This window comes from Rhizobium sp. BR 317 (genome assembly GCF_047445835.1).
Lineage (GTDB): Bacteria > Pseudomonadota > Alphaproteobacteria > Rhizobiales > Rhizobiaceae > Rhizobium > Rhizobium paranaense.
Genome location: NZ_JARWLB010000022.1, coordinates 16,520 through 37,452 on the forward strand (window position 1 = coordinate 16,520; position 20,933 = coordinate 37,452).

27 protein-coding genes are annotated in these 20,933 nt (G+C 58.2%); 17 read left to right on the forward strand and 10 right to left on the reverse strand.

All coding sequences use genetic code 11. From position 1 onward, the window contains the following. Window positions 1-59 precede the first annotated feature (59 nt). Window positions 60-944 (reverse strand): helix-turn-helix domain-containing protein, encoded by an 885-nt coding sequence (locus QD357_RS26350; RefSeq protein ID WP_414125387.1) that lies wholly within the window; start codon window positions 942-944, stop codon window positions 60-62. Between the two features lie 272 nt (window positions 945-1,216). Between QD357_RS26350 and QD357_RS26355 the strand changes: the two genes are divergently transcribed. Next, entirely contained in the window at window positions 1,217-2,251 is a 1,035-nt protein-coding gene (locus QD357_RS26355; RefSeq protein ID WP_414125388.1) for a class I SAM-dependent methyltransferase, read from the forward strand. 8 nt (window positions 2,252-2,259) lie between these two features. Here the strand turns inward: QD357_RS26355 and QD357_RS26360 are convergent, their stop codons facing one another. Beyond that, window positions 2,260-2,775, reverse strand: a complete 516-nt coding sequence (locus QD357_RS26360) for a helix-turn-helix domain-containing protein (protein ID WP_414125389.1) — start codon at window positions 2,773-2,775, stop codon at window positions 2,260-2,262. Window positions 2,776-2,848: 73 nt separating this feature from the next. Here QD357_RS26360 and QD357_RS26365 point away from each other — a divergent pair, with 73 nt between their 5' ends. Further along, window positions 2,849-3,142, forward strand: a complete 294-nt coding sequence (locus tag QD357_RS26365) for a hypothetical protein (protein WP_414125390.1) — start codon at window positions 2,849-2,851, stop codon at window positions 3,140-3,142. 21 nt (window positions 3,143-3,163) lie between these two features. Here QD357_RS26365 and QD357_RS26370 read toward each other — a convergent pair whose 3' ends face one another. Genes QD357_RS26370 through QD357_RS26385 form a run of 4 tightly spaced genes read right to left on the reverse strand, consistent with a single transcriptional unit; the run spans window position 3,164 to window position 5,512 of the window. Next, window positions 3,164-3,709 (reverse strand): hypothetical protein, encoded by a 546-nt coding sequence (locus QD357_RS26370; RefSeq protein ID WP_414125391.1) that lies wholly within the window; start codon window positions 3,707-3,709, stop codon window positions 3,164-3,166. A gap of 17 nt (window positions 3,710-3,726) precedes the next feature. Continuing rightward, entirely contained in the window at window positions 3,727-4,410 is a 684-nt protein-coding gene (locus QD357_RS26375) for a thermonuclease family protein (RefSeq protein WP_183940294.1), read from the reverse strand. Then, window positions 4,407-4,940: a thermonuclease family protein gene (locus QD357_RS26380; RefSeq protein ID WP_414125445.1), complete on the reverse strand. Its 534-nt coding sequence runs from the start codon at window positions 4,938-4,940 to the stop codon at window positions 4,407-4,409. The genes QD357_RS26375 and QD357_RS26380 overlap by 4 nt, the downstream gene beginning before the upstream one ends. Before the next feature lie 5 nt (window positions 4,941-4,945). Further along, entirely contained in the window at window positions 4,946-5,512 is a 567-nt protein-coding gene (locus tag QD357_RS26385) for a hypothetical protein (protein WP_414125446.1), read from the reverse strand. Window positions 5,513-5,784: 272 nt separating this feature from the next. On the opposite strand from QD357_RS26385, the gene QD357_RS26390 reads away from it, so the two are divergent. The 13 genes from QD357_RS26390 to QD357_RS26450 are packed head-to-tail and all read left to right on the forward strand — an operon-like array spanning window position 5,785 to window position 18,450. Beyond that, entirely contained in the window at window positions 5,785-6,546 is a 762-nt protein-coding gene (locus QD357_RS26390; RefSeq protein WP_414125392.1) for a lytic transglycosylase domain-containing protein, read from the forward strand. 17 nt (window positions 6,547-6,563) lie between these two features. Next, window positions 6,564-6,902 (forward strand): TrbC/VirB2 family protein, encoded by a 339-nt coding sequence (locus QD357_RS26395; protein ID WP_183940296.1) that lies wholly within the window; start codon window positions 6,564-6,566, stop codon window positions 6,900-6,902. A gap of 2 nt (window positions 6,903-6,904) precedes the next feature. Continuing rightward, window positions 6,905-7,204 carry a type IV secretion system protein VirB3 gene (locus QD357_RS26400; protein ID WP_414125393.1) on the forward strand — a complete coding sequence of 100 codons (300 nt, stop codon included), beginning with the start codon at window positions 6,905-6,907 and terminating at the stop codon, window positions 7,202-7,204. A gap of 2 nt (window positions 7,205-7,206) precedes the next feature. Then, window positions 7,207-9,618, forward strand: coding sequence for a VirB4 family type IV secretion/conjugal transfer ATPase (locus QD357_RS26405; protein WP_414125394.1), 2,412 nt, complete (start codon window positions 7,207-7,209; stop codon window positions 9,616-9,618). Next, a complete protein-coding gene (locus QD357_RS26410; RefSeq protein WP_414125395.1) occupies window positions 9,615-10,700 on the forward strand; it encodes a lytic transglycosylase domain-containing protein in 1,086 nt (361 codons plus the stop codon). The genes QD357_RS26405 and QD357_RS26410 overlap by 4 nt, the downstream gene beginning before the upstream one ends. 13 nt (window positions 10,701-10,713) lie before the next feature. Next, a complete protein-coding gene (locus QD357_RS26415) occupies window positions 10,714-11,415 on the forward strand; it encodes a type IV secretion system protein (protein ID WP_414125396.1) in 702 nt (233 codons plus the stop codon). Window position 11,416: 1 nt separating this feature from the next. Further along, a complete protein-coding gene (locus tag QD357_RS26420; RefSeq protein WP_414125397.1) occupies window positions 11,417-11,623 on the forward strand; it encodes a hypothetical protein in 207 nt (68 codons plus the stop codon). A 12-nt stretch (window positions 11,624-11,635) separates the two neighbouring features. Then, window positions 11,636-12,664: a type IV secretion system protein gene (locus QD357_RS26425; RefSeq protein ID WP_414125398.1), complete on the forward strand. Its 1,029-nt coding sequence runs from the start codon at window positions 11,636-11,638 to the stop codon at window positions 12,662-12,664. A 28-nt stretch (window positions 12,665-12,692) separates the two neighbouring features. Further along, complete coding sequence (locus QD357_RS26430; protein ID WP_414125399.1) at window positions 12,693-13,385, forward strand: virB8 family protein; 693 nt, start codon at window positions 12,693-12,695, stop codon at window positions 13,383-13,385. A gap of 2 nt (window positions 13,386-13,387) precedes the next feature. Continuing rightward, the gene (gene virB9, locus QD357_RS26435) at window positions 13,388-14,203 is read left to right on the forward strand and encodes a P-type conjugative transfer protein VirB9 (protein ID WP_414125447.1); all 816 of its coding nucleotides are present in this window, start codon (window positions 13,388-13,390) and stop codon (window positions 14,201-14,203) included. Then, window positions 14,200-15,447 (forward strand): type IV secretion system protein VirB10, encoded by a 1,248-nt coding sequence (gene virB10 / locus QD357_RS26440; protein ID WP_414125400.1) that lies wholly within the window; start codon window positions 14,200-14,202, stop codon window positions 15,445-15,447. The genes virB9 and virB10 overlap by 4 nt, the downstream gene beginning before the upstream one ends. Then, window positions 15,407-16,435, forward strand: coding sequence for a P-type DNA transfer ATPase VirB11 (virB11, locus tag QD357_RS26445; RefSeq protein ID WP_414125401.1), 1,029 nt, complete (start codon window positions 15,407-15,409; stop codon window positions 16,433-16,435). Before virB10 ends, virB11 begins: the two co-directional genes overlap by 41 nt. Continuing rightward, window positions 16,432-18,450 (forward strand): type IV secretory system conjugative DNA transfer family protein, encoded by a 2,019-nt coding sequence (locus QD357_RS26450; RefSeq protein ID WP_414125402.1) that lies wholly within the window; start codon window positions 16,432-16,434, stop codon window positions 18,448-18,450. Before virB11 ends, QD357_RS26450 begins: the two co-directional genes overlap by 4 nt. A 45-nt stretch (window positions 18,451-18,495) precedes the next feature. On the opposite strand, the gene QD357_RS26455 is transcribed toward QD357_RS26450, so the two are convergent. Both QD357_RS26455 and QD357_RS26460 read right to left on the reverse strand, forming a co-directional pair. Further along, window positions 18,496-18,810, reverse strand: coding sequence for a type II toxin-antitoxin system RelE/ParE family toxin (locus tag QD357_RS26455; RefSeq protein ID WP_183940317.1), 315 nt, complete (start codon window positions 18,808-18,810; stop codon window positions 18,496-18,498). Further along, complete coding sequence (locus QD357_RS26460) at window positions 18,807-19,076, reverse strand: CopG family ribbon-helix-helix protein (protein WP_183940319.1); 270 nt, start codon at window positions 19,074-19,076, stop codon at window positions 18,807-18,809. The genes QD357_RS26455 and QD357_RS26460 overlap by 4 nt, the downstream gene beginning before the upstream one ends. 192 nt (window positions 19,077-19,268) lie before the next feature. Here QD357_RS26460 and QD357_RS26465 point away from each other — a divergent pair, with 192 nt between their 5' ends. Continuing rightward, window positions 19,269-19,715, forward strand: a complete 447-nt coding sequence (locus QD357_RS26465; RefSeq protein ID WP_183940321.1) for a DNA-binding protein — start codon at window positions 19,269-19,271, stop codon at window positions 19,713-19,715. Continuing rightward, window positions 19,705-20,283, forward strand: coding sequence for a PIN domain-containing protein (locus tag QD357_RS26470; protein ID WP_414125404.1), 579 nt, complete (start codon window positions 19,705-19,707; stop codon window positions 20,281-20,283). The genes QD357_RS26465 and QD357_RS26470 overlap by 11 nt, the downstream gene beginning before the upstream one ends. A gap of 42 nt (window positions 20,284-20,325) precedes the next feature. Here QD357_RS26470 and QD357_RS26475 read toward each other — a convergent pair whose 3' ends face one another. Next, window positions 20,326-20,661: a hypothetical protein gene (locus QD357_RS26475; protein ID WP_414125405.1), complete on the reverse strand. Its 336-nt coding sequence runs from the start codon at window positions 20,659-20,661 to the stop codon at window positions 20,326-20,328. Between the two features lie 82 nt (window positions 20,662-20,743). Beyond that, complete coding sequence (locus QD357_RS26480) at window positions 20,744-20,932, reverse strand: hypothetical protein (RefSeq protein ID WP_414125406.1); 189 nt, start codon at window positions 20,930-20,932, stop codon at window positions 20,744-20,746. Window position 20,933 lies beyond the last annotated feature (1 nt).

Consider the following 20,933-nt stretch of genomic DNA (forward strand, 5'->3'; position numbering starts at 1 on the left):
CGACCCCTTGGAGCACGGCTTTCATGAAAGTGATATTTCTTTTCTCGCTCGCGATCAGCCTATCCCGTCCAGAGTGCACGATACTGCGCCGGCGAAAGTCCGGTCTCCCGCCGAAACCTGGTCGACAGATGGCTTCCGCTTGCATAGCCACAGGCAATCGCAACGTCTGTCACGGTCATCGTCGTCAAACGCAGAAGATCGCTGGCACGTTCAAGCCGGCGTTGATTGTAGAACGCATAAGGTGTCAAACCTTGGGATTGTTTGAAGGCTCGACTGAAGTGCTCGCGGCTTATTCCCGCTTCTTCAGCGAGTGCGCGCACGCTCGGAGGTTGATCGATATGGGCATCGATTTGCTCGATCACTCTCTTGAGGAGCGTTGGTGCCAGTCCTCCTCGAAAGGCCTTGCCGGATGTTCTGGAGTGGCGTTGCAGAAGTCCGAAGATGGCTGCCAAGTATCCTTCGACGATTAGATCACTCACAGGATCATCGTGTGATAGCTCCCAGGCAATCTGCCGTGCTACGGATTGGATCGGCAGATCCCTGAATCCGAGTTTGGGACGCCAGTTGCCGACAGCTGGCAGTCTCTCCGAGAAGTTAGTCAAGAACGCTTTCGCAACTGTGATCATGAGATACCCGGCGTCGGCATCGCCTTCATCCCAACCACTCCAATGACAATCCGGCGGAATATAAACAAGAGAACCGTCGGGTCGCGGAGTGAAGCCAACATTGCGCCCGTCAATATAGTTTTCCCCGAATTTGGCAGAGCCTCGCATGTTGAGGAAGATCACATGGTGATCAGTTGCAACTTCGATGTTCTGCCGTCCTAAATCGATCCGGCGAACAACATCGGCGCGCGCATCGTTCCAAAGACCTTGCCTGTGAAGGATTATTTGTCCTTGAGACTGCTTTATCCTTTCGGGTCGAATKGCTGCGACGGGCTCCACCTTTTATGGCTTCTCCTGCTCAAGAGCGGCGGCAGTGACCGTACCGTACCAAAAGTTGCTCGACAAATTTCTTTTAACCAGAGGACGAATTATATGTCACTTTCATGAAAGCAGATCACAATCATGGATGCAAAAACCTGATGAATCCGCTCATCTTGCCTTCGAGCATTATCGCGAGGAGGCGTCGTACCGCTGGTTACCAAGATCAGCCACGAGCGCATAGGGATATCAAAGAAACCGGAATGCGATGATGCGAGAGAAAGGTCTTTCGCATGCATGATTTTCACGACTTCTTGGAGGAGTGCGACCGTGCCCCTCGGCTCAACGAGCTTTCGGAGTTCTTTTCGACAACCGCAGCGGGTCGGGCAGGCATGCCCATCCGCCCGCCTCAGCTCGACCGCCGTCTCTTTCCAATGGACCTGACGTTCCGGCGCTTTTCGGCCCTTCATCCGTTGCGGCAAGGTCCATTCGATCAGCACTACCTCAGTAGCATTCCGTATCGGTTTGAGGAGGAGTGCCGTATGGGCTGCGCGATCCTTAAGTATGCACGCGCCAGAAAGGCGAAGCTCAACCTCTATACCTTGGGCACCGCCGAGGGCACGATGGCGCGGGTCATTGCCGAGCTCGGCAATGGCAAGATCGAGACACTATCCTGCAGTCCCAATATCGAGAACCTAAGAAACTTCTATGCCTGGGGCGTTCCACCGCATGCCATGTTTTTCCATGGACCGTTTCACCATCTGACCCCCGAAAAGATTCAGCATGACCAAAAGCTGAAGACGTTCGCGAAGGGCTTCGACATCATTGTCGAAGACACAACGTTTCAAATGTATTCGCCCAATCGCTTCGATCAGATTCGTTTCGTTTCGCAGCACCTGAAGAGCAAGGGGCTGTTTATATTMGTCGAGAAATTCAAGCACGAGGATGATGAGGAGTATCGTCGGCGCGAACGGCAAAAGGACCATGGCTTCAAAGCCCGCTTTTTCAGTTCCGCCGAGATTCGCGCAAAGGAAGAGACGGTTCTAACGCGAATGACTCGAAGCGAAGTCACTCTGGCAGAGATCGTCGAGACGATGCGGCGCTTTTTCAAGCACGCATTCGTGACCTGGAACAGCGGAAATTTCTACACCCTGGTCTCCAGCAACAGTGAAGAAAACCTCAACCTCTTCCTGTCGAAACTCTGCCCAGCCGCGATACCGGCAGAATATGTCTACGCTTATCTTCCCTACAGGCTTTATGAGGCGTCTGAAGAAAGGAACCAAAATGATGGTTCGGAAAACCGCGGTGTTATTCGGCGGATTCCATGATCCAGTGTCTACTTGCCATCCTCGGAACGCAGCTTGGACATGGCTTCCACCAGAGACAGCATCGATTCCACCGCCTCGTCGGGGAGGCCTTCCACAACCTTGATGAGTTTCCGGCGGCGTTCTGATGCTTCCGGAGATTTGCCAAAACGATACGGAGCAGCCGCCATGATCAAGTCGATCGGCGAGAAATCAAGCAGTTCACTGAGATGGATGAGGCGTGAGACATGCATCTTCGTTTCGCTGCGCTCATAGCGGCCATAGACGATCGGATGCAGCCCAAGAAGCGGAGCCACGTCCGCATGAGTCAAGCCAGATTTGTCTCTCGCTTCGCGCAGACCGTCAGAAAGCCGTCGGTCGAGTTCGGCAAACGTCGGCAAAACTTCGTACCCTGGACGGCGGAAGATCGGCTTTTCAACTTCAGCGTCGATGGTTTCCACCAAGCCGTTGTCATCGATGTATTTCTCAAGTCTGTTGGTCATGAAACACGCCCGTTCTGATTTCCTCCCCTCATACATCACCGACATCGCGGCTGGCTACTGTCGGTCGAGCCCGAATGGGATCGTCGACCTCATTCCACCGGTCTAGAAAAGGCATGATATGCTCGAAGACGACGTTAGCCGCGAGCTTGCCGAATTGATCAGCCGCCACGGTGCATTGATTGTCGAACTGGAGCTCACACGCGAGCCGAAACCCGAGGCACCGAAACAGGAATTAGTGCAATTGCGCGTCAAGGAGCTGGACCTCCGCGCGAAAATCATTGCCTGGCCGCCGTCAAATCGAGCCGAAGCCTACCGGAAAATCGAGCACTTCGCCCGCGTGCTTGCAACCGGGGTATCGCTGGATCAAGCCACAGTGAGATTTGTCTTGAGATCGGTGCAACGATTTCTCTGAGGCAGACTGCCGTCAGATAACTTAATCCCTCAGATCGAAGTAGTGACGCTCTGTGGTGCCTCCTTGCGAACTTTCGATGTCGAAATAATAGGGCTCGTCGCGTAACGGCCGCGCGGTGTATTCCCGATACTCGCAACTGCTCGAATCCGAATAGACGCGCGTGACGCCGTCCTTCGTTGTCGCCGTCCGATCTTCATTTCGGTATCGCTGGAAAGGCCTTCCCTTACACGCGTTGACTGTCCGCATGCAGCGCGACAGCTCACCGGAACGACCATGATTGAGGTCCTGGTCTGCCTCGGTCGCCGCCCACCCAGCCGGACAGTCGGCATATCGCTCATATCCGGGTTTACCAGCGCCGCCCTCGGGGCAGGTCGGCCAGGAGAAGCCTGGGCGTTTCATTGCCGAGATCAGCCGCTCCATCGGCGGATGACAGCTCTCGACGCCATGCCACGAGGGATTGTTCGAGGCCGCACAAAGCAGCACCTCGCAGCCCCACTCGCTCGCCTCGGCCGTTGAGAGTGGCAGGGAGAACATCAGAACCGACAGAAACCACAACACCAATCTCATCGTCAGATCCTCCTTTGCTAGTGATCTCTCCGTCGCGGCCTGTTGCGCCAGTCGGCGAATAGCGGCGTGATCTCGCGCTCTCGCTCCTGAAGAAGTGCCCGGTCCGCCAGCGGTTGTCGTTCCACCGTCCGGTCGACTGCCTTGCGGTTCCATTCATCCATGTCGAGAACGTAAGTCCCCCAGAGCCCATACCGTGCCGATCGGGCGTATCTTTCTGCTGTGAGATATCGCGGATTCGGCCCCGCGATTGCGGCAACTCTCGCCCAGCCGACTCGGAGCATCTCGAGGCCGAGGTCGCGTCCCCGCGTCGAACATTTGGCGGCCGGCACTTCCGAGCCATAAGGAGGAACCAGCCTGCAGACCACGGGCCTATTGCCGACGACGCGCTTCAGCCAGGCTTTCGCCAGCGGCCCGCATGGAATCGGCGCCGTAATGGCTATTGTTCCTTGCGGCTTCGGATCGAACCCCCATTGCGGGACTGGGCAAGCTTGGATGCCGGCAAGCTGCACGCGTCTTCCGAGAATTGGAAACCACAGCGTATCGCCGCTGACAACCGACACTCTACCCCTCAATTTCGACTGGGTTTCGGGCGCATCGAGCCTCTGGTCGACCGCCGAATCCGATACAAGATCGGCGGCAGGAGCTAGATCGACGCCCGCGCAAAGAAGAAGTAACGCTCCGATAGCAAGACGAGCGATCATCTCGCTTTCTCCTGATGATCGGTTGCCGCCCGTCCGAGTAGAATCGAGGGATGGCGGACGTCTGGAAACTGCCAAAGGCCAGCCTTGCGCGCCCTTGCCTCCTGCTCGGCAACGGCATAGGCCGAATTGACGGGTATGCCCTTTGCATCGAGGGCTGCGAAGGCATAACCCTCAGAGATCAGCATGGTGGCAAGGTCCAGGCGCTCCCCCGCAACTGTCGCAAAGCAAACGACGTAGATGACGCCTGCCGCCCGTGCGATCGGCGCACAGGAGGGATGCGTGTCCTTGATGAAGGCCGCAAGCACCGAAAGGGACGCGTCGCCGCAATCCTGTATCTTGTCGGCTTTGTTGGTAAAGGTCGTCCCACGCAGACAGGCCTGCACGCCGTAAAGTCGATAACGCTCGCCGTTCGCAGTCCAGGCGTCGCCACTCTGCAGCGCCGCGCCCGTATCCAAATCGAAGTACCCCGCCGGCGCGGCAATGGTCGGCTCGGTCGTGATGAAAATGGCCATGGCAAGGAACAAGCGCATCCGGATCATTGGTTTTGATTCCGGGGATCGGCCCACATTCCAAAGCCGCTCCGGCCGATCTTCTCAGCACCGGCGAGATCCGGACGCATCGGCGTGCCATCCGGCTTTTTCGAGAGCTTGACGGCACCCAATGAGAGCAACTGCTCCTCGATATTGTCKACGGTATCGAGCGTGCCAGGGAAATTGTAGTAACCGAAGCAAGTCGCGTCCTGGATGGGCGCATTCTCCTCGGAAACGAATCCCCGACAAAACAGCACCTTCGGAGACTTCAGGAGGATCGCCAGTTGCTCCCTGGCAAAGTCCTCGCATTTGCCGGCAAAATTCTCCTTCCGGTTCACCATCTCGCCAACACATGGCTCAATTCCGAAAAGATGGAGCCGCACTTTGTCGTCGACGGCGATATCGGTCGGCGACGCGACTTTKAACCCGGTTGCCGAGGCAAAGCCCTTTCGGCCGACCACCTTCCTGTCACCGTTGTAGTACTCGACGATGAGCACGGTCTTTCCCGGCGCCGCGAAGGATTTCACGTAGGTTGCATCAACTGCCCCCGTGGCGGTTGCGGCCACCGACATCAATACAAGGACCGTTCCGATGAAGATACGCTTAACTCTACGAGTTACATTTTTATTCGAATAACTATTCATTTTTGGCTTCCAATTTCGAAAAAACCGATGTAGCACTAAACTTAATAAGTTACAAACATCAAAAATACAAGCGGCCGACAACACACCTTGTCGAACCAAACCCCAAGCGAGGATATCGCATGCGGTCCAGATTTATTTTGCTTTCAGTGATGGCGTTGCGAAGCCTCCTCCCGACCGACATGGCCGCAGATGAGGCGCGATTGTTCGATTTTTCGCGCTTTGCAACGCGGTCGTCGGCGTTGCCGCAGGCCAATCCGGCGCAATCGAGTGAGGAGTCTTCGATCGGGGAAAACGGCATTGTCGCGCATGCGATCAAAGCCGAAACGCATAACTCAAATAGTTTACTTTCCTCATCGACTCAAAGAACGAGCTCTGACGAAGGGGAGAAAACTTATCACGCTACGACGCTACGCCATATCGATAACGCACGTCCATGCGGTCCCTCACCGATTGATCCAGCGGGGATCCAGGCAATGGTTACAGACGCTGCGGGAAAATATGGCGTGGATGCTGACTTCGCTACCGCTATAGCCTGGACGGAAAGCCGCTTCGATCAAGTCCGCAACAGCCCCAAGGGCGGGCGTGGCCCGATGCAATTGCTGCCTGTGACAGCAGCACGTTTCGGCGTCGCCGACATTTGCGATCCTGCCTCGAACATCGACGGTGGCATGCGCTATCTGCGCACCCTCCTCGATCAGTTCAAGAACCCGATCCTGGCCGCGGCCGCCTACAATGCGGGTGAACAGGCGATCTACGACAACGACGGCGTGCCGGCCTATCCCGAAACCGTACGTTACGTCGCCTCTGTGATCAATCGGCAGCTCGGCGTCGGCTTTCCCGGCAGACGCCTGTCCAATCTCCGCAATCAAAAATCACCCGACAACACCGACCKACAGATCGGCAGCAGTGACGTCATCGGCGCCCGCGCCGCGACGTTCGTCGGTGGCGTCATGCAATTTTGAAACGAAAGGAGCCGAATATGAAGTTGGAATTGTCCTTGCGTCAAAAGACGACCCTGCGCGCCGCGCTTGTCTTGTCGCTTGCGGCTGCCGCGCAATTGGCAAGTGCCGATCTCGCCTTCGCCCAGGCAACAAACCAAGCCTTTGCGCCGCTTCAGGCTGTGGTGCAGGCCATCGTCGACTTCATTACCGGCCCTTTCGGTCGTCTGGTCGCGATCATAGCCGTGATCAGTCTTGGTTTCCTCGCGTTCGCCGGACGATTGAGCTGGTTCACAGCCGGCGCCGTGGCACTTGGCATCGGCCTGGTCTTTGGGGCGCCGGCCATCGTCGATCAGTTAATCGCCACCGTCGGAAACTGATCATGGCACAGACCGACCACGACAAACCCCATCTGACACCCCTGGTGATCGGGCTGACGCGCGCTCCCACCCTTTGGGGCGTTCCGTATATGGCCGTGGTCATCATGATCGGCACTACCATCATCGCCTGGCTTGCAACCAACGAGTTATGGGCCCTGCTGACGGCTCCCTTCACCTATCTCCCGCTGTTTACGCTCTGCACCTTCGATGCTCGCGTTCTCGATGTGCTGCAGGTTTCAACCCGGCTTACGCCGAAAACCCCAAACAAGTCGTTCTGGGGCGCCAATTCTTACGGGCCTTGAACATGCTGAACGTCATCCGCGAAGAACTCGGATTTGGCGCTGTCGCTCTTCGCGAGCGGCCGATGTCGAAACATATCCCCTATCTCCGCCACGTCGCCGACACGGTCATCAAGCTCGAAGATGGCGCGTTGATGAGCGTCATCCGTCTGGACGGGCTGTTCTTCCAAACAGAGGACCAGGCCGAGCTCAACATGCGCTCGCTCATTCAGAACACCTTGATCCGGGCGTTGGGATCGAGCCGGTTCTCCCTGTGGTCGACGGTCATTCGCCGGCAGGTCGACACGACGATCTCAAGCGAATTTGACGATCCATTCTGTGCGGAACTGGACCGGCGCTACGCTGCATCGCTCGCCGGCAAACGCATGTTCACCAACGAACTCTATCTGACTGTCCTTAGGTCCGGCATGCGGGGCGCGCTCGCTGCCGGCGATCGGATCCGCCGGTTCCTCGACCGGGCAGCCGGGCACAACGCCCCTGACGAGCAATTGCGCGAGGCCGTAAGCGAACTCGAGGAGTTTGTCGGCAACATCACCCGAGACCTCAGCAAATATGGCGCCCGCCCGCTCGGCATCGCCTACCGCAAGGACAGCCCATATTCGGAGCCCTGTGGGTTTCTAAACGCCATCCTGACCTGCGGCGTCCCACGTCGTATGCGCCTGGCGCGGATGGGTCTTGCCAATTACCTCGGCACCTCCCGCCTGCACTTCTCGCGGCGAACGATGCAGGCCGAGGGACGGACCAGGGAGGAAGACAGGTTCGGCGCAATGCTCGCGATCAAGGAATATCCGCCGTTCACCGGTCCGGGCATGTTGGACGGCCTCCTGCAGGTGAACCACGAGTTCATTCTCACCCAGTCCTTCACGATCGCCGACAAGCCGATCGCCCAAGAGCGCATTTCGCGGCTCAAGCGACAGATCGCGGCCTCCGACGAGGCTGGCAGCGACGTCGAGGGAGACATCGATTTTGCGTTGAACAGCTTGCTCAATCAGGAGGCCGTTTTCGGGTACCACCACCTATCTCTGCTCTGCCTGTCTCGGGACCTCGATGGCGTCAACAAGGCGGTCTCCGATCTCGGCGCCTGCCTCACGGACATGAACATCAATTGGCTGCGCGAGGACCTCAACATGGAAGCCTCGTTCTGGGCGCAGTTGCCGGGCAATCACGCCTACATCGCCCGCAAGGCGATGCTGTCGAGCGCCAATTTCTCCGGCCTGTCGTCGATGCATAATTTCGCCTCCGGTCAGCAGGACGGGATGCATTGGGGAACACCGATCTCCATCCTCGAAACCACGAGCCAGACGCCCTATTGGTTCAATTTCCACCAGCGCGATATCGGCCATTTCCTCGTAACCGGTCCGACCGGATCAGGAAAGACGGTGGCGCTCACCTTTCTCCTTGCCCAGGCTTTTCGGGTTCGGCCGACGCCCAAGGCAGTCTTCTTCGACAAGGACCGCGGTGCCGAAATCTTCATCCGTGCGATGAACGGCGCTTACGAGATCCTCTCTCCCGGCATGCCGACGGGATTCAATCCCTTGCAGCTCGAAAACACCGGCGAGAACCGCGAGTTTCTGCTCCGCCTGCTGAAGGCGATGCTGCGCAAGGACAGGCAAGCAGCCTTCGATCAGGAGGAGGAAGACACGCTTGAACGCGCCATCGCGCGCCTGATGCAGGAACCCACCGCCGAGCGCAATCTCGCCAATCTTGCGGGCCTGCTGATCGGCCGGTCCCGTGCCGATCCGAACGATCTACATGCCCGCCTCAGGCCCTGGATCGAAGGCGAGAAGGCGTGGTTATTCAATGCGCGGCACGATGTCCTCTCATTCTCCGGCCATCGGGTGTTCGGCTTCGACATGACCAACATCCTCGGCAATCCGGACGTCCGCACGCCAGCGCTGATGTATCTGTTCCATCGCATGGACGAACTGCTGGACGGCACGCCCGTGATGTTCTTCATGGATGAAGGCTGGCACCTGGAACGTGATCCGACCACCAGCGACTTCATCGTCGATAAGACCAGAACCATCCGCAAGCTCAATGGCATCATTGGGTTCGGCACGCAGTCAGCGGCCGACATCGCCAAATCACCGATATCGCATACCCTCATCGAGCAATCCGCGACCCATATTCATTTCCCCAATCCTCGAGCCGACGAAGATAGCTATATCGGGCGCTTCGGGCTGACGAGGAAGGAGTTCGACTTCATCCGCAACACGGCGCCTGAGAAGCGCACCTTCCTGATCAAGCACGGCAATGACAGCGTGATCGCCCGGCTCGATCTTTCCTCGATGCCCGATCTGATCAAAGTGCTCTCCGGCCGCAAGGAAACGGTCGAGGAATGCGCGCGGCTCCGCGATCAGCATGGCGATGACCCGGCCGGCTGGCTCGCCGAATTTTGCGGGTGGGCGCGCACGTGAGAGCTGCTTGCCTTCCCCTTGCCGCGGTATTGCTGCTTGTGTTCGACGCAGGCCCCCTCTTTGCGGACGTCCCCGTCCTCGACGATATCAATTTCGGCAAACATAAGCAGCGCAATGAGGCGGTAAGCAACATCGAGGATACTGACCACGATCGCTATGAGATCCATGCCTCGGTCACCTGCTCGATGTATCGGCCAGGTCGCCGCAACGATCCGGTCGGGGCGGCCGAGGCCAATCCCGAAATTTCGGGTCTGGTGCGACGGGTTGCGCGCGAGGAAGGCATAGACGAGAACCAGTTTCTGGCCCTCGTCTACCAAGAAAGCCGGTTCAACCCTTGTGCCAAGTCCGGCGTCGGTGCGACCGGCCTCGCACAGCTGATGCCGGGAACGGCGGCTGAGTTCGGTGTCAACGAGAACAATATCGAAGAGAACCTGCGCGGCGGTGCTCGTTATTACAAGCAGCAACTCTGCCGCTTCAACGGCGACGTTTCACTGGCGCTGGCAGCCTATAATTCCGGACCGGGCAATGTCAGCAAATATGGCGGCATCCCGCCGTTCAAGGAGACGCAAGGCTATGTCGCTTCGATCACCCAAGACTGGCTACCGGCCTTCGGCGGTTCCGACAAATCGCAAATACCCTTAAATTTCGGGGGCGGAGAAACCGCCTATACCGGCATTCGGTCATCGACTTTGAACGCCATGGGGACGTCGGCCGCCACCTCCGATAGCCTCGCAAACGTCGCAAGCTGGTATCAACAGTTGGGGCAGGTCCAGACGGGAACCATTCAGGACAGTTGGGACCAAAATTCGACGGTCCGCAACGCCAATCTCGCGATGATGAACAATGCCATCAAGCTCGGGACCACGATGGCCGACCTCGTGAATTCCCGCAATGCCGTCACCTCGGCCAACCTCTCCGGCTCGTCGCGCGGCACCGATCACGATCCCGATAGAGAGACGCCGCGCGAGACCACCGGTCTCTGCAATCCCCACCAGAGCCTTGTCTGGAGCGATGCGGACAAGGCCTGCATCGAGAAGCGCCCAACCGCAGATCAGGTGCAGCTATTGCTGCAGCCGCAATAACGGGAGAAGCGAAATGAAATTAAAAGTGCTCACACTCTCCGTGCACCTGGTGTTGCCATCAGCTGCGCTCGCCGACGTGCCCGTCATCGACAAGACGAACTACGAGGTCGCCAGGAAGACGGCTGAGACCACTGACCATATCCTCGATACCAACAAGAATATCCTGTCGACCGTGCAGGATACGTTGAAAGCGGTAACCGGCGACCGCGGCAGTACCGCCGCGCCCTTGAAGGACCTGGCTGTCGGCAATGGCTTCAGCGTCTCGGCCGTGCCTTCCTTCGACAGCATCCTGAAGGAAGGTGTTCCGAATTTCGGGGCGATGAGCGGAGATATCGCCAAGACGGCAACCGCATTCATCAACAGCCTGCAGTTGGTGAAGTCCTTGTCCGGCAAGGAAAACAGCACGTTTTCCGGCGACAAATCCTACGAGCAATTGGTCAACACCGTGCTTGGCGTCTCGGCCTTGATCAACGGATCGCAGCAGGCCATCGAGACACGTCGAAGCGCCTTCCAGCAGGCCGGTTCTGAGATCGGGTCGGCCCAGGACATCAAAGGCTCKATCGACCAGAACACCCAGCTTCAGGTGCAGTCGGGACTGACGCTGAACGAGATGATCGGCGTCCTGAACGGCGCCGTCATCTCGCTGCAAGCGGAAAACCAGCGCCGGCTCACCGATATCTCCAACACGAAGAAGGCTCTCACCTACGGAAACTGAGATGGCAAAACATCAAGGCCTCGGCGTCGTACTTACCGTCTGCCTCCTCCTGGTGGCCTGTGGGACTGTCAAGGAGAAGACGGCGCCATGCAAGCGGCCGGCCAATCTCACCTCATTTGCGGAGGCCGCAGAGAAAGACTGCGGTCCCTTACGTCCCGTCAACGATCCGGTCGCCGCCTTCGCCGCACTCGGTGTCGCCGATCAGTAATAGGGCTCAGCAATGCAGGACTTCCTCGGCGACCTTCTCAACCGCATCGAAAACTCCGGAACCAACTTCTCGGAGCAGGCCTATACAATCGTCGGCAACGAGCTGATGCCGCTGCTGAAAATCATGTTCGTCGCCTATGTCGCCTGGTACGGCCTGCAACTGGTCATGGGAACAGCGCGTATCGGCGTCGGCGAGATCATCGGTCGCATCGCCCGTATGATGATCGTCCTTGCGCTCGTCAGCTCATGGGGCAATTTCAACAATCTGTTCTATCATTGGATCAACGATACGCCCGAGGATGTCGGCCGCGCCATTCTGGCGGCGTCAGGAACCGGCATCAGCGAACCGACCAACGGCATGTCGCAGATCTGGAAAACCGCAAGTGAGGCGGCGTCCGCCTTCGCCGAGCAGTCCGGCTATTTCTCGATCCTGCCGAGCATGATCGGCATCGTCATCATGGTCGGCGCCGGCGTCTTCATCGCGATCGCACTTGCGATCCTGATCCTTGCTAAAGTCATGCTCTGGGCCCTGATTGGGACCGCGCCGCTATTCATCGCCTGCATGCTGTTTGAACGGACACGTGGCTACGGTGTCGGATGGTTCAACCAGGTTCTCACCTATGCGCTCATCCCGCTGTTCATCTATGTGATTGCCGCGTTCCTTATCGCTGCGATGAACCCCGAGCTGTCGAAGATCGATGCAGCCAGCGGGTCCCGCACTCTCACTCTGGCCGACATTGCCGGGTTCCTGCTGCTGTGTATCGCGGGTGGCTTCGTAATGCTCCACATCCAGTCGCTCGGGCAGGGAATTGCCGGCGGCCTAGCGGCCGGCGTCGGCAATGCGGCAAAACATATAACGCACTTTGCCGGCGTCAGAACGCCACGCGCGGTGGGGCGCGCGGGCGTTTCGGCCGGCCGAGGGGCTGCGCGCGCGGGCAGCAATCTTCGCGAGCGGTTCCGCCGAGATGGCGGTGACGACGATCCCTCCGGCGCCCGCTCGGCGATGCAGGACAAAATCTCCAAAAACGGCACGCCGACATGACCTCAAACCTTCGGGCAGTTGATTGACGATGGCAAATTCCAACAACAACAATTTGACKACCTATTACCAAAGTGGCGACATCTGGGAGCAGGAGGTCGTTAAAAGAGCCAAGCGATCACGGACCCTTGCCTGGTTTGTCACCACGATTTTTGGCGGCATCACTCTTCTGAGCCTGCTTGCGCTCGTCATGCTCGTGCCGCTGAAGAGCTTCGAGCCCTATATCGTCGAGGTCGACAAGAGCACCGGCTATGTCGAGGTGAAGACCGGCCTGACGCGGCCGGCCAGTCTCACCGACCAGCAGGCGATTACCCAGGCCAATATTGTCCGCTATATCCGCGCTCGCGAAGGGTATGACCCTTACGCGATCGAACAGAATTTCGGGATCGCCGCCCTGCTGTCGACCGGCAATGCGGCACGCGAGCTTCAGGAACTCTATAGCGCCGCCAATGCGAAAAATCCCGCCAAGGTCTACGGCAAAACCAAACGGGTGACGACGGAGATCGCCTCGGTCACCTTCCCGAACGGCTCGACAGGTATCGTTCGCTTCTCAACGACGGAACTTTCCGACACGGATTCGATCACCAGCCATTGGATCGCGGTGGTGCGTTATCGCTACACCGACACGCCTGCGACCAACGAATGGCGGTTCGAGAACCCGCTAGGCTTCCAGGTCTACGACTACCGTCGTGATCAGGAAACGGTCTCGGGGAGCGACCCGTGAGCATGCGCCGGTTCCGTTGCTCCTTTATTTTGGCGGTCGCCGTTACCTTTACCACAGGTGCCTTCGCGGCAGAGACGCCGTCAGCCGGACGTCTCGACCCGCGCGTGACGAGCGTCGTCTACCAACCGAACAATGTCGTACGTGTCTTTGCGACCTACGGCATATCGACCATGATCATCTTCGATGAGGACGAGAAGTTCGAAACCATCGCCGTCGGTGACAGCGAAAGCTGGGACGTCGTGCCGACTGACAAGGGCAACATCCTCTTCGTCAAACCGAAGGCGAAGAACGTCTCGACCAACATGAACGTCGTGACGTCGAAGCGCATCTATTATCTCGAGCTCAACGACTATGCACCGGAAGACAACAAGAAGACCTTCGGCATTCGTTTCGTCTATCCGGACAAGGATCTGAACGCCACGCTTCGCAAAGAGGCCGAGGCGCGTGTCGGATATCCGAACATCTCCGGCATCGACAAGGCCAATGTCAACATCGACTACTCGTTTTCGGGAGACGGCACCCTGAAGCCACTGATGATTTTCGACGACGGCAAAAAGACCTTCTTCAAGTTCGGTCCGAAGGTGCCGGCGATCTTTGCGGTCAATAGCGATTTCAGCGAGACGCTGCGCAACGTCCGCCGCGAGGGCGACTACATCGTCGTTGACGGGACTGAAACACAATACACGCTGCGCGACGGCAATCGATGGACCTGCATCTTCAATCTCAGGAAGCCGGACTTCGGCCAGCCGGATCCAGCCATCATGGGTCCCGCGCCGGATAACAAGGCAACGATGCGCAGAAGGAGCGGCAACGGATGAACAGATCGCCTGAACTCGAAGCGATGCTTGCCGGTGATGAAATCGAGGTGCGCGACCGCCGCGGCAAGCGCAATCAATTGCTTGGAGGCGCCGCCTTGTTGCTCGGTGGGGCGGTCCTCGCATACCTCACCGTCTTCGTGCCACAGAAGCAGCACCAGGATGCACTGCACGGCGACGAGGAGTTCTCGACCACGACGTTTCGACCGCCCTCCTTCCTGCGCGATGAGCAAAAGCCCGAGCAGAAGCCGGCCGACAACATTATCCAGCTTCCCGAGCCGCCTGAGGAGAAGAGGCAAGAACCAACCGATACGATCGAGTTCGACGTGCCGCCGCCTCCAGTGGCGGTCCAGACGGCGGAAGAAAAACAACAACCGGTCGAGGCGTTCCCCAAGCGATATCTTTCGAAGCAGATCATCGTCGATTCCGCCAAAGCGGATCCCGGAAGCGGGGCGCTGTCAGGAAACGGTTCGGAAGGTGGTCCAACCGTTGCCGGCGAGGATCGAAGCAGCAAATTTCTCGCGAGCGCCTCCGCGATCGGTGACCGGTCGGCCAAGGCGCGGCAGATCAGCCGCATCGACGCGATGATCCCGGAAGGCACTCTCATTCCCGGAATCCTGGAGACAGCAATCAACAGCGACCTGCCCGGCCAGGTTCGTGCCATTACGTCGCAAGACGTCTATTCATTTGACGGTCGCCGGATTCTCATCCCGACGGGAACGCGGCTGATTGGCGAATATCAGTCTGATATCACCCGCGGGCAGAAACGAATTTTTGTCATCTGGACACGACTGTTGCGCGACGACGGCGTTTCGGTCCGGCTGAACAGCATTGGAACCGACAGCCTCGGTCGGTCCGGTCTGACCGGCACCATCGACAACAAATGGCGCGAACGGTTTGGCTCGGCGGTCCTGCTCTCCATCGTCGGCGCCGGCTCTTCCTACCTTACTGGCTATGGCAGCAATCAGTACGGCACCAGCACTGGCAACGGTGAATCCGATTCCCCCCGCGCGGCGGATCTTGCGCGCGAGACCATCGCCCAGACCTTCTCCGATCTGGCCAACCAGGCACTCGGAGAAAATCTGCGCATTCCTCCGACAATCAGTGTCCATCAGGGCGAACGCATCTTCGTCTATGTTCGCCAGGACCTCGATTTCTCCGCCATGTACCCGGATCCGGTTGAAGAAGCACTGAAGGAGATCAAGCATGAGCGAGGCCTCGATGCKGGTCGTTCCCACAGGCAATGATCCGCATTACTTCCTGAAGCGCGCGCTGTCGCCTCTGACGCGGTTTCTGGCAGATCCAACTGTTGTGGAGATTTCCGTCAACAGGCCGGGTGAAGTCTTTGTCGAACGGCTGGGTGCCGGCCATATGGAATTTCATTCGATCCCTGAGCTGACCTCTGCTGAGATTGAGCACATCGGCGAACGTGTCGCGGCCGCCAGCAACCAGTTCATCAGTCGCACAAACCCGCTCCTGAGTGCCGCTCTTCCCTCCGGGGAACGTATACAGATCATCCTTCCACCGGCAGCAGCCGACGGCGGCTCCCTATCAATCCGCAAGCAGGTCATCAGCGATTTTACGCTGGCCCAGTATCGCGATACCGGCGGCCTCGACAAAGTGTCGGTGACCCTCGGCGGTCTAAACGCAATGGACCAGAGGCTGATTGCGCTTCTCGAAGCAGGCCACGTCCACGACTTCATCGAGATGGCTATCCGCGAAAGGGTGTCGATGCTCATCAGTGGCGGAACGTCGACCGGCAAGACCACCTTCCTCAATGCCTGCCTGAAGAGCATTGATGATCACGAGCGTATCCTGACACTGGAGGATACGCGCGAGCTCTTTCCTCCACATCGCAACAGCCTCCATCTCCTGGCCTCGCGCGGCGATCAGGGCACCGCCCATGTCACAATCCAGTCACTGCTTGAGGCGTCACTGCGCATGCGGCCGGACCGGCTCTTCGTCGGCGAGATCCGCGGCGGAGAAGCCTTTGCTTTTCTACGCGCCATCAACACCGGTCATCCCGGCAGCATGTCGACCGTGCATGCCGACACGCCGATGGGAGCCTACGAGCAACTCGCCATGATGATGATGCAGGCCGGCATGTCGTCCGGCTATTCCAAGCAGGATCTCATGTCTTACATTCGCATGGTCATCCCCATTGTCATCCAGCTACGGCGCTATGGTGGTCGCCGCGGCGTCTCTGAGATCTACTACGCCCGGCGCGCACCATGAGCCGGTCATATCTGACGTTCTATTTCATGTTTTGCGCACTGATTGCCCTCGCTGTCTGGATGCTGAGCTACAGCCTGATCTTACTGCTCGTCTGGAAAGACGGTCGCATCCTGCATCTAATGAGCACGAGTAATCCGCTTGCACCAATCCAGCAATTCCTTGCCTATTCCCATAACCGGCCATTGCAGTTCGTAGCACTGGCAGCCCTAGTCCCTAGCGTCCTCGTTTCCGCCGGCACCGCCGCGTTCGGATTGCGGCAAGCGGCGAGCCCCTTGGGCGATGCAGCGTTTCAGGATGCGGGCTCCCTTCGTCGCGGCGGCTGGTTTCGCAAAGAGGGGCTGGTCTTTGGGCGGATCGGCCGCAGCATCCTCCGCCGAAAGGACGATCGCCATCATCTGGTCATCGGCCCGACCCGATCCGGCAAAGGCGTGGGTTATGTCATTCCGAATGCCCTGATGTTTCCAGGCTCGATGATTGTCACCGACCTCAAGGGCGAGATTTTTGAACTGACAGCCGGTTATCGGAAAGCAAAGGGACACCAGGTCTTCCTGTTTTCCCCGGGATCCCAGAAGACACATCGCTGGAATCCGCTCGACTTCGTACGCACCGACCGCGGCAGCCGCACCATCGACGTTCAGAACATCGCGGCAATCCTGATCCCGGAAACAGTCGGTTCCGAGAACGCCGTCTGGCAGGGCACGGCGCAGCAGGTCATCGCCGGGGTGATCAGCTATGTCCTGGAGAGCCAGCATTACAGGAACCGCCGCAATCTCGGCGAGGTGAACAGCTTCTTCAATGCCGGCATCGACCTGCAGATCCTCATGAAGTTGATCAGGGAGAACGAGCCTGATCTGTCGAAGTTCACGATGGACAGCTTTAACGCCTACATCTCCCTGAACGAACGTGCGGCCCGCTCCGCCCTGCTCGACATCCAGAAAGCATTGGCACCATTCCGGAATGAACGTGTGACCGCCGCGACGGCCATAACCGACATGGATCTTGCCTCGTTGCAGCGGCGGCCGGTGACGATCTACCTGGCCCCGAACATCACCGACATGACCATTCTCCGGCCGCTGCTGACGCTTTTCGTACAGCAGGTAATGGATCTGCTAACGCGCGAGCATAAACCGGCTGCCTTGCCCGTCTATTTCCTACTCGACGAATTCCGTCAGTTGAAAAAGATGGACGAGATCCTCAATAAGCTGCCCTATGTCGCCGGCTACAACATCAAGATGGCCTTCATCATCCAGGACCTGAAGAGTCTTGACGAGATTTACGGCGAGACTGCCCGCCATTCGCTGCTTGGAAATTGCGGCCTGCAGCTCATCCTCGGCGCCAATGATCAGGCCACCGCCGAATATGCTTCTCGCGCCCTTGGCAAGAGAACGATCCATTATCAATCCGAATCCCGCACGTTCGAACTGGTCGGCCTCCCCCGCCGTACCAAGGTGGAGCAAATCCGCGAACGTGACCTAATGATGCCGCAGGAGGTCAGGCAAATGCCTGAGGACAGGATGATCCTGCTCATCGAGGGACAGCGGCCGATCTTCGGCAACAAGCTGAGGTACTTCGCCACGGAGCCTTTCAAGAGCGCCGCCGCAATCGCCAGTTCGCGTCGAGAGGAGGTTCACGACGTCGAATTTCTTCAAGGCATGACTGTTCCTGCGGCCATGCGAGGCTACGGCGCAACGCCGGCCGCCGATAGCGAGAGCGGCGGAACGGAGAACGCGAGGGAGAAGGCAGACGCGCAAATGACCGCCGCAAAGGCGCCGGAGAAGATGGCTCGGATGATTGGTCGAAAATCCGTTGCCGAGCCACACCGGAAGCGAGCAAAGTCAATTCCATCAAGCAAGGATACTCCTGAAACACGCCTCACTGCCTCAGCCAAACGGTTGAAGTCGGCCGTCAGTTCGGCACTTGCCGGCTCGCCGAACATGCCAGCACGACAACGACGAAGTATTTTCGAGATTTTGGCGCAAACTATTCCAGATCCGGAAGAAATCGGATTGGACTGAGCGGTTTCTGTCGTCAGTTCACGGCACCCGCGACCTCAAAGCGTTTTACGGCTGCTGTGGCCATTCTTCCGCCGGCCATTCTCGTAACGCGTGAATGACACGCACGACCACCACGCTTTCCCGGCCTGCGATCGGCCGCAACCCGTAAGCGACAATATAGGGCAAGCGGGAGATAGACTTCTCATAGGTGCCTGTCACCCGGCCAGGTCGTCCGGTCGCCATGTCCTCAAGGGCATTACCTGCGTCTCTAATTCGATCCGCGACCCGTCTTGCAGCCGCCGGGTTATTTTTGGCAATCAACGCGACTTGTTCCTTGAGATCGTCCAGCGCTTCGCGGGACCAAGCAACCGGTCGTCTCACGCTTTGCCTGCGCGCTTGGGTTCCGCTGCGTCGATTACGGCATAGATTTCGCCCATAGCATCGTCATGAGGGACAACACGCCCCGCCGCCGCATCGGCCATGCCGCGCTTGATACCCTCGATGATTTCAAGCTCACGCTCGACATAGGCCGCGACGGCCTCGCCAGCGAGAAAAGACTTGCTGCGCTGCGTGTCGGCCGCGATCCGGTCCAGCTTCTCTTTTACATCGGGCCTAATCCGGATGGTCATAGTGGTGCTGGCGGTCATGAAACAAGCTCCGTGTTCGGTTGTGTACACGTTAGCACACTAGGGTGCCTAGCGCCGCTACGACGAAGACTTTGGGTATGCCAATAGTCCGCAACGCAGTCTTTAAACCCCTCCTGGACGCAACTGGAAAGGATTTCAGTTATTGCAGTTAAGAATTTCATGCCCTATATAGATGGGCAAGGAGTAACCGCCATGACCAGCCATGTTCTTCAGTTTACCAAACTGCCGGATCTCGACCGCAAGGCCGTTGCGCCTATGCCGAAGCTGGCAGAAGGCGACCATGTCGAATTGCGGATTCACCGCGATGGGGGGCAGCTTCAGACCCTTTGTCTCCCGGCCTCTGCTGTCGCACCTGTCGAAGCGCTCCTCGACCATTTGCGGCGCGGCGAGCGCGTCGCCCTGCTCACCGAAGATCAGGAATTAAGCCCGTCCGACGCTTCGACGATTCTCGGCATCTCACGCCCCCTCGTTGTGGTGCGCATGGATCGCGGCGATTTGCCGTTCCGCTATGTTGGCAAGCACCGCCGAGCCAAGCTGAGAGATGTTCTTGAGCTCAAAGCCAAGCTCGACGCACACCAAAAAGCTCTCGATGCACTGGCCGAAGACACAGAGGATCTGATCGTTAATCATGGCCTCTAAGCCGCCCGTCGCGGTCTATGATGCCTGCATCCTCTATCCCTTCCATCTGCGAAATGTCCTGGTCCAGTGTGCCTTCGACGGTCTAATCGAAGCGCACTGGACAGACGACATTCATGCCGAATGGATACGCAACCTGGCCGCCAACTCACCCGAAACGCCCGTCTCACGTCTTGAAGCGACCCGCGATCGGATGAAGGACGTTTTGCCCGACGCCGATGTCGCCAACTATCGGGCTCTTATCCCCAACCTCTCCCTACCCGATCCCGATGACCGGCATGTCTTGGCCGCTGCCGTCGCGGCAAAAGCATGCGTGATCGTCACGTGGAATCTTAAAGATTTTCCGGCTGCGGACCTTCGGCCCTATGGCGTAACCTGCACGTCACCCGACGACTTCCTCGCGGGTCTCTATTCCACTTTCTCGAGCGCGTTGATCGACAGCGTCAAGAGCGCTCGGCAAAATCTGCGCAAGACGACACCATCGGCTGAAGAATTCATCGACGCACTGGATCATCAAGGGCTGAAGAAGTTTTCTGCCATCCTGCGCCAGAAGGCCACGCACTTGGACTAACGAGCGTCGGTCCTGAGCTATTTCCATGTTGGAGGAACCGGCTCAAGCACGCAATGCCCGCAATTCGTAAGACGGCACCCGCCGGCGCGAGCCGCCGTCATCTCGGTAAGCGGCAACCCTGCTCAGTAGAGGCGGGATAAAATCCACTTCCTCGAAGGTCACGGGGACGGTGTAAAGGACGGCGGCGTTTTCGTTCGCCCATTTCACCTCGCGCCTGGTGATGGATGGTGGAGCAGCGCTGAGCAGGGCAGCCAGCGCAGAGAGCGCCAACGTTAGAGCTAGCAAGGCAAATTCAACTGTTATGACKAACGGCGGAAGCGGTCCCATCCAGGCACCGAGGATCGCTCCGGCCAGAAAGACCACAGCCGGAGCAGCCATCGACCAAATTGTCATTGGTGAGCGAAGCACAGAATTCAACATCGCGACAACTATCCTTATAGCAGATTTGGTAGAGAATTGATCAAAATGGCGACTGCGCAAGCAGCCAATCCCACCAAGACAAGCCCCAACGCCAGGCGACGGTCAGGGCATGATCGACAATGCCTATTATCATGACCACCCAGAACACAATGCCAAACACCTTTGCCAATCCCTCTTCAGCCTTCTGGTCGGTCTCGGGATTGATGATGATCCGTCTCTCGTCCCGCATG